Annotated in this window: 4 protein-coding genes and 1 tRNA gene; all 5 read left to right on the top strand. The window is 49.8% G+C overall.

The features are described from left to right. The first annotated feature begins 11 nt into the window (after window positions 1-11). Window positions 12-1,922: a DNA topoisomerase (ATP-hydrolyzing) subunit B gene (gene gyrB / locus DW826_RS11470; RefSeq protein ID WP_117515745.1), complete on the top strand. Its 1,911-nt coding sequence runs from the start codon at window positions 12-14 to the stop codon at window positions 1,920-1,922. Window positions 1,923-2,024: 102 nt separating this feature from the next. After that, the gene (gene gyrA / locus DW826_RS11475) at window positions 2,025-4,547 is read left to right on the top strand and encodes a DNA gyrase subunit A (RefSeq protein ID WP_117552768.1); all 2,523 of its coding nucleotides are present in this window, start codon (window positions 2,025-2,027) and stop codon (window positions 4,545-4,547) included. 198 nt (window positions 4,548-4,745) lie between these two features. Continuing rightward, on the top strand, window positions 4,746-5,588 hold the full coding sequence (locus DW826_RS11480) for a fumarate hydratase (protein WP_015552749.1): 843 nt from the start codon (window positions 4,746-4,748) through the stop codon (window positions 5,586-5,588). Between the two features lie 21 nt (window positions 5,589-5,609). Next, window positions 5,610-6,158, top strand: a complete 549-nt coding sequence (locus DW826_RS11485; protein ID WP_117515744.1) for a Fe-S-containing hydro-lyase — start codon at window positions 5,610-5,612, stop codon at window positions 6,156-6,158. Between the two features lie 214 nt (window positions 6,159-6,372). Further along, window positions 6,373-6,460: transfer RNA gene (locus tag DW826_RS11490), tRNA-Ser, on the top strand. Window positions 6,461-6,616: the final 156 nt, after the last annotated feature.

Raw genomic sequence — 6,616 nt, forward strand, 5'->3', positions numbered from 1 at the left:
GGAGGAACTTCATGAGCGCAGAATATAATGCAGATCAAATCCAGATTCTGGAGGGACTTGAGGCTGTAAGAAAAAGACCGGGAATGTACATTGGAAGTACGTCTTCGAGGGGACTTCACCATCTGGTATATGAGATCGTAGACAACGCGGTGGATGAGGCCCTTGCGGGATACTGCGATACCATCGATGTACAGATCAATTCCGACAATTCCATCACCGTTGTCGATGACGGACGGGGAATTCCGGTCGATATCCAGAAAAAAGCGGGACTTCCTGCAGTCGAAGTCGTCTTTACGATCCTTCATGCCGGCGGTAAGTTCGGCGGTGGGGGATACAAGGTATCCGGCGGCCTGCACGGTGTAGGAGCTTCTGTTGTAAATGCCTTATCCGAGTGGCTGGAGGTTGAAGTCTACCACGGAGGAAAGGTCTACAGGCAGCGCTATGAGCGCGGAAAGACCATGTACCCGTTAAAGATCGTGGGTGACTGCCCGACAGATAAACATGGTACAAAAGTAACGTTCCTTCCGGACAAGACCATCTTTGAGGAGACTGTCTATGATTACGATACTTTAAAGATCCGTCTCCGTGAGACGGCATTCCTTACAAAGAATTTAAAGATCATTCTCAGAGATGACCGCGAGGACAAGAAAGAAAAAGTATTCCACTACGAAGGCGGTATCAAGGAGTTTGTCTCCTACTTAAATCGCAGCAACGTGCCGCTTTATGACAATGTGATCTACTGCGAGGGCAAGAAGGACAACGTGCTGGTAGAGGTTGCCATGCAGCACAACGATTCTTATACCGAGAATATTTACAGCTTTGTAAATAATATCAATACACCGGAAGGAGGAACCCACCTCACCGGTTTCAGAAATGCCTTAACAAAGACATTCAACGATTACGGAAGAAAGAATAAGCTCTTAAAGGACAATGAGCCGGCTCTCACCGGCGAGGATATCCGTGAGGGCTTAACAGCCATCATCAGCGTCAAGATCGAGGAGCCGCAGTTTGAGGGTCAGACAAAGCAGAAACTCGGAAACAGCGAGGCGAGAGGTGCTGTTGACAGCGTGGTATCTGAGCAGCTCACCTATTTCCTCGAGCAGAATCCGTCCGTAGCAAAGACGATCATCGAGAAATCCGTCCTCGCCCAGCGTGCCCGCGCCGCAGCGAGAAAGGCGAGAGACTTAACAAGAAGAAAAACGGTCCTTGACGGCTTATCCTTACCGGGAAAGCTTGCGGACTGCTCCAGTAAGCACCCGGAGGAATGCGAGATCTACATCGTAGAGGGAGATTCCGCCGGCGGTTCCGCAAAGGACGCGAGAAACAAGAGCACCCAGGCGATTCTTCCGCTTCGAGGAAAAATCTTAAACGTGGAGAAGGCGAGACTCGACCGGATCTACGGAAACGCGGAGATTAAATCCATGATCACAGCCTTCGGAACAGGAATCCACGAGGATTTCGATATCTCGAAGCTCCGCTACCACAAGATTATTATCATGACCGATGCCGATGTGGATGGCGCCCATATCAGCACACTGCTTCTGACATTTATCTACCGGTTTATGCCGGAGCTCATCAAGCAGGGCTATGTTTATCTGGCCCAGCCGCCGCTCTATAAGATCGAGAAAAACAAGCGGGTATGGTACGCGTACAGTGATGAGGAGTTAAACAATATCTTAAAAGAGATCGGACGTGACCAGAACAACAAGATCCAGCGTTACAAAGGTCTTGGTGAGATGGATGCGGAACAGCTCTGGGAGACTACAATGGATCCGGAGCACAGAATCCTTTTACGTGTGACCATGAACGAGGAGATGACGTCGGAGATCGACCTCACCTTTACAACACTCATGGGAGATCAGGTGGAGCCGCGCCGTGAATTCATCGAACAGAACGCGAAATACGGAACTCTTGACATTTAATGCGGCAGCAGGGCTGTCTGGAAGGCGGTAAACCCGCCGGATGGTCATGCGGCGCAGTTTACGCAGGTTTAAGGCGCAGCGCAGGCTGCATTGGAGGAAAGAATGGAACCGAATATTTTTGACAAAATTCATGAGATAGACTTAAAAAAGACCATGGAGAAGTCGTACATCGACTACGCCATGAGCGTTATCGCGTCGCGAGCGCTCCCGGATGTCCGTGACGGATTAAAGCCGGTACAGAGACGTGTCCTCTACTCCATGGCGGAACTGAACAACGGTCCGGATAAGCCCCACAGAAAAAGTGCCCGTATCGTCGGTGATACCATGGGTAAATACCATCCGCACGGCGACAGCTCCATCTATGGTGCTTTGGTAAATATGGCCCAGAGATGGTCCATGCGTTATATGCTCGTAGACGGCCACGGAAACTTTGGATCCATCGACGGCGACGGTGCCGCTGCCATGCGATACACCGAGGCGAGACTCAGCAAGATCTCTGTGGAGATGTTAGCGGACATCTATAAAGATACCGTTGACTTTATCCCGAACTTCGATGAGACGGAAAAGGAACCGACGGTACTTCCGGCCAGATTCCCGAATCTTCTTGTAAACGGAGGAACCGGTATCGCGGTCGGCATGGCCACAAATATCCCGCCCCACAACCTCCGCGAGGTCATCGCGGCTGTCGTAAAGATCATCGACAACCAGGTGGAAGAAGGAAGACAGACCTCCATGGAGGAGATCTTACAGATCATCAAAGGACCGGATTTCCCGACTGGAGCTGAGATCCTGGGAACGAGAGGAATCGAAGAAGCGTACCGCACAGGCCGCGGGAAGATCAGAGTCCGTGCGGTGACAAACATTGAGACAGCTCCGAACGGAAAGAGCCATATCATCGTCACAGAGCTTCCGTACCTTGTCAACAAGGCGAGACTCATCGAGAAGATCGCGGAGCTCGTAAAGACGAAAAAGATTGACGGAATCACCGGAATCACCGATGAGTCCAACCGTGAGGGAATCCGCATCAACATCGAACTCAGGAGAGATGTGAACGCGAACGTCCTCTTAAACCAGCTCTTAAAGCATACACAGCTGCAGGATTCCTTCGGTGTGATCATGCTTGCACTGGTAAACAATGAGCCAAAGGTCCTCAATATTCTCCAGATGTTAGAGTACTATCTGGACCACCAGAAGGACGTTGTGACGAGAAGAACGAAGTACGACTTAAATAAGGCCGAGGAACGCGCCCACATCTTAGAGGGCTTATTAAAGGCCTTAGATCATATCGATGAGGTGATAAGGATCATTCGCGGCTCCGCAAATGTCGCGGAGGCGAAACGCGTCCTCATGGAGCGCTTTGAACTCACAGACCCGCAGGCACAGGCGATCGTGGACATGCGTCTGCGCGCTCTCACAGGTCTGGAACGCGAGAAGCTCGAGAACGAGTACAAAGAACTGGAGGCAAAAATCGCGGAATTGCGTGCAATCCTTGCAGATGAAAATAAATTATTAAGTGTGATCAAGAAAGAGATCCTTGTGATCTCCGAGAAATACGGTGACGACAGACGGACAAAGATCGGCTTTGAAGATGATATGTCCGTGGAAGACCTGATCTCCGACGATGACACTGTAATTGCGATGACCAATCTTGGATACATCAAGAGAATGTCCGTGGACAATTTCAAGAGCCAGAATCGCGGCGGAAAGGGAATCAAGGGAATGCAGACCATCGATGAGGACTTCATCGAGGATCTTCTCATGACAACGAACCACCACTATATCATGTTCTTCACGAACACAGGACGATGCTACCGGATCAAGGCCTACGAGATCCCGGAGGCAGGAAGAACAGCCCGCGGAACGGCTATCGTGAACCTTTTACAGCTCCAGCCGGGCGAAAAGGTCACAGCGGCGATCCCGATGCGTGAGATCGATGATGACAAGTACCTCTTTATGGCCACAAAGGGCGGAATGGTGAAGAAGACCAGAATGTGCGAGTACAGCAACATGAGAAAGACAGGTCTTCAGGCAATCCTGCTCCGCGAGGGAGATGAACTGATCGAGGTAAAGGTGACAGACAATACCGAGGATATCTTCCTCGCGACGAAATTCGGTATGTCCATCCGCTTCAAGGAGACGGATGCGAGAATTACCGGCCGTGTTTCCTATGGTGTTATCGGCATGAAGCTCGACGAGGGTGACGAGGTCATCGGCATGCAGATGGCAAGCCAGGGCGAGTACATGCTCGTGGCATCCGAAAAGGGATACGGAAAGAGAACGAGAATCTCTGAATTCAAGCTGCAGCTTCGCGGTGGTAAGGGACTTCTCTGCTACAATGTGACAGAAAAGACAGGAAATCTTGTCGGAATGAAGCTGCTTGACGACGGAAGAGATATCATGCTGATCACCAATGAGGGCATTCTGATCCGCATGGGTGTTGACGATATCTCCATCATCGGCAGAAATACATCCGGCGTAAAACTGATGAGCATTGATGCCGATTCTGATGTCCGCGTTGCTTCCATCGCGAAAGTCCGGGAAAGCAGCCGCCAGGACGAGGAGGACGAAAACGTGGCAGATCCAGAATCCATGGAGAATGAGGACGGGGAGACCACGGAGGAGTAATGTTCATGAATATGAAGAGCGGTTATGAGACCGCCATTCGTCCATAAAACAGGATTTCTGACTCTGGAGTGATTGGATACAGGAATCCGGGAATGCCGGATTCCTGTATTTTTCATAATAATAGGCCATCATGAATGTCCGGAAGAAATCCGTCCTATGGCAATCAATCCAAAAAAGTAATCGGGAGGAAAATCGTCTATGAGAACTGTTCAGACGAGTGAGATCACAAAAAACATCCGGGAAATGTGCATCGAGGCAAACCATTTCCTTTCGGATGACATGAAAAAAGTATTTAATGAGAGCGTGGAGAAGGAAGAATCACCTCTTGGAAAACAGATCTTAAATCAGCTTAAGGAGAATCTTGAGATTGCTGGAAGAGACATGATTCCGATCTGCCAGGACACGGGCATGGCCGTCGTTTTCATTAAAGTCGGGCAGGAAGTACATATCGAGGGAGGTAATCTGACGGATGCCATCAATGAAGGCGTCCGACAGGGATACGTGGACGGATACTTAAGAAAGTCTGTTGTCCGTGATCCTATCGACCGCGTGAATACAAAAGACAACACCCCGGCGATCATCCATTACGAGATCGTAGACGGGGACCAGGTGGACATCACTGTTGCGCCGAAGGGATTCGGAAGCGAGAACATGAGCCGCGTGTTCATGTTGAAGCCGGCTGATGGCATTGAGGGTGTGAAAGAGAAGATATTAGAGGCTGTCCGTGACGCTGGTCCGAATGCCTGTCCTCCTATGGTGGTCGGCGTCGGTATCGGCGGAACCTTTGAAAAGTGCGCCCTGATGGCAAAGCATGCCCTGACGAGAAATTTGGAAGAGGAATCTCCGGTTCCATATGTCAGAGACCTGGAGAAAGAGATGCTTGAAAAGATCAACAGACTCGGAATCGGACCGGGGGGACTCGGCGGTCGTGTGACTGCCATGGCCGTCAATATCGAGACATATCCGACGCATATCGCGGGACTTCCGATGGCAGTGAATATCTGCTGTCATGTAAACCGTCATGCGCATCGCGTTATTTAATAAGAGAAACAGGAGGAAACCATGGACAGACAGATCAGTGTACCAATTAAGAAAGAAGACGCAGTGTCTCTCCGGGCCGGGGACTACGTGACTCTTACGGGAACCATCTATACAGCGAGAGACGCAGCGCATAAGAGAATGCAGGAAACGCTGGACGCGGGGGAAGCTCTGCCCATCGAGATGCAGGGAAACGTCATCTACTATATGGGACCGTCCCCGGCAAGAGAGGGACGTCCTATCGGGTCTGCGGGACCAACAACGGCGAGCCGTATGGATAAGTACGCGCCGAAGCTTTTAGACCTTGGCCTGGGTGCCATGATCGGAAAAGGGAAGAGAAGTCAGGCGGTGGTCGATGCTATTGTGAGAAATGGTTCCGTCTACTTTGCTGCAATCGGCGGTGCGGGGGCACTATTGTCCCAGCGCATCAAAAAGTCGGAGGTCGTTGCCTACGATGATCTTGGAACTGAGGCAATCCGGAAACTGGAAGTAGAAGATTTTCCGGTGGTCGTCGTGATCGATTCCCAGGGAAATAACCTGTATGAGACGGCAATCAAGGAATATCAGAAATAATATCAGATGAGAAAGCGGAGAATCGACAGCCGGAAAAGGAGTTGATTCCCCGCTTTTCTGGTATAAAAGTATAGAGAAAAATCATACTGTAAAAAGATGGTAAAAAAAGATGAAAAAAGTTGTTGACAAAAAGAACTATAGCTTGTATAATTAATCCTGCGTCTGGCGAGTTCGCCCGACAAACTTAATAAATGATAATTAGCTACGGTAATAAGGAGAAATACTCAAGAGGCCGAAGAGGCGCCCCTGCTAAGGGTGTAGGTCGGGAAACCGGCGCGAGGGTTCAAATCCCTCTTTCTCCGTTCATCTGCTTGAAGGACTTCAAAAAAGAACTTCAAAAAAAGATGAAAAAAGTTGTTGACAAACAGCAAACACTGTGATAAGATATCAGAGTTGCCGCTGAGATACAGCAACAACAAAACAAAGTTCCTTGAAAACTGAACAGTATGTAAAACCCT

It is taken from the genome of Clostridium sp. AM34-11AC, from assembly GCF_003435375.1.
In the GTDB taxonomy this organism is placed as follows: Bacteria; Bacillota; Clostridia; order Lachnospirales; family Lachnospiraceae; genus Pilosibacter; species Pilosibacter fragilis.